This window comes from Vibrio sp. 10N.222.46.A1 (assembly GCF_041473595.1).
In the GTDB taxonomy this organism is placed as follows: Bacteria; Pseudomonadota; Gammaproteobacteria; order Enterobacterales; family Vibrionaceae; genus Vibrio; species Vibrio tasmaniensis_A.
This window is the reverse complement of sequence record NZ_JBFRSN010001091.1, coordinates 1-1,762: the sequence shown is the minus strand read 5'-3', so window position 1 is coordinate 1,762 and position 1,762 is coordinate 1. Positions and strand designations below refer to the sequence as shown.

Genomic DNA, 1,762 nt, shown 5'->3' with positions numbered 1-1,762 from the left:
GCTCCTCACCATAACTCTCATTCCAAAGTTGCAATTGCATTTCTGTACGTGTAGACCCTGGGCTCACAATATTGCAACGAATCCCCAAAGGCGCGAGTTCAATACCAATGGATTTTACAAACATGTGTAACGCCGACTTAGATGCTGCATAAGCCCCCATATTTGCTCTAGGAGTATTGGCAGCATTCGAACCGACAACAACCATATTCCCCTTCCCCCGATCTTTCATACACTTAGATACCGCCTGCATTGTGGCTAGAGCACCAAACGAATTGACCATAAATGTGTTTTCTATCTGCTCGAATGACATATCACACAGCGCACCTAAATGAAGAATACCAGCACAACTCACTAAGTGGTCAAACTCACCGTACTCTGCTACCCAATGATAAATACTCTGTTTTACTAACTCAGGTTTTGACAGATCCAACGGTTCAACCCAGAGCTGATCTGGATACTTTCTCGCTAGAGATTCAGATTTAGTCGCGAGGAGTTGGCTATCAATATCCGTAGCGAGCACCTTAGCTCCCGAGTCCAACAAACTCTCTAACGTGCTAAAACCAATACCTTTTGCACCACCCGTTAATAACACTAATTGTCCTTCAAGAAATCTTTCCATATACCTAAACAACCGAATAATAAACAATCAAAATTGCGACTTTTGTATGCATTTACATAAAACAAAAATCAAAGAATGTGAGCAGCCTTCAATAATGACGATTTACATCAAATAGAAATCATTATCATTAGCATTTAAATAAATGTAAATGTAATCTTACTGACCAAAATAAGCAACCCGATGAAGTGCATGACAAATGAGTTCCTTTAAGAACATCAATGTAAGTAATTGCACATCGTCATAACGATCTATACACAAAGAGGGACCTGTTATGAAACGTGAAGTCATTGGCTATTCAAAAATGGAAAGTGATCTGCTAGATAGAGAGCTATTGTCATCTCCATTTTTCTTCGCTTCTCCCAGTAATACGATGATGGGTAAAGGTATTGAAAATGAGTTCCACCAGCCTATTGCATTTTCAGAGCTAGCCGAGAAGGCGAACGAAATGCTCCAGGCGGCTAAAAAATCAGAAGCCGATAATCCAGTGCTATTTGGTGTCGTCCCATTTAACGAAGAAAACCCGACTAAATTTATTATCCCAGAGCAGTTATTCATCTCTAGTAGTACAAGATCCTTACACTCAAATCCGCTTTCTTCTGCCGATGCGCACGTCATTTCTTCCCCAAGCGGTAATCATTATAAGCAAGGGGTATCCGACCTTCTTGATATGTTTGCCAACACAGAGCTTTCAAAAGTGGTTCTTTCTCGGGCTATTGAAGTAGAAACAGACGCTGATATTCAGCAGCAAACTTTGCTTCGTAATCTGTTATCAATCAACTCGAAAGGCTATACGTTCGCAGCGAATATCAATGACAACCAAAAGCTAATGGGGGCGAGTCCAGAACTCCTTGTTGCAAAAAAAGGCAGTTATCTCACCTCTAACCCACTCGCAGGATCGCGCCCGCGTTCTGAACTGGACGAACAGAATCAAAGCTCAACAAATTCATTGCTCAATACCAACAAAGATCTGCACGAACATGGTCTAGTTGTAGAAGAAGTTGAGCGTGTGATGAGCAAGTATTGCCACAACCTGTACACACCTATGATTCCATCAGTCATAGAAACAAAAACCATGCTTCATCTCTCCACGGAACTAGAGGGTCAAGTCAGTAACCCTCACACTAATGTGTTGGAAGTCGCTGC

2 protein-coding genes are annotated in these 1,762 nt (G+C 41.6%); one reads left to right on the top strand and one right to left on the bottom strand.

The window, feature by feature from the left end:
- Window positions 1–619 (bottom strand): SDR family NAD(P)-dependent oxidoreductase (locus tag AB4496_RS24105; protein WP_372132293.1); only part of this gene is annotated, 619 nt, incomplete at its 3' end.
- A gap of 271 nt (window positions 620–890) precedes the next feature.
- On the opposite strand from AB4496_RS24105, the gene AB4496_RS24100 reads away from it, so the two are divergent.
- On the top strand, window positions 891–1,762 hold an 872-nt coding region (locus tag AB4496_RS24100; protein ID WP_372132290.1), incomplete at its 3' end, for a chorismate-binding protein.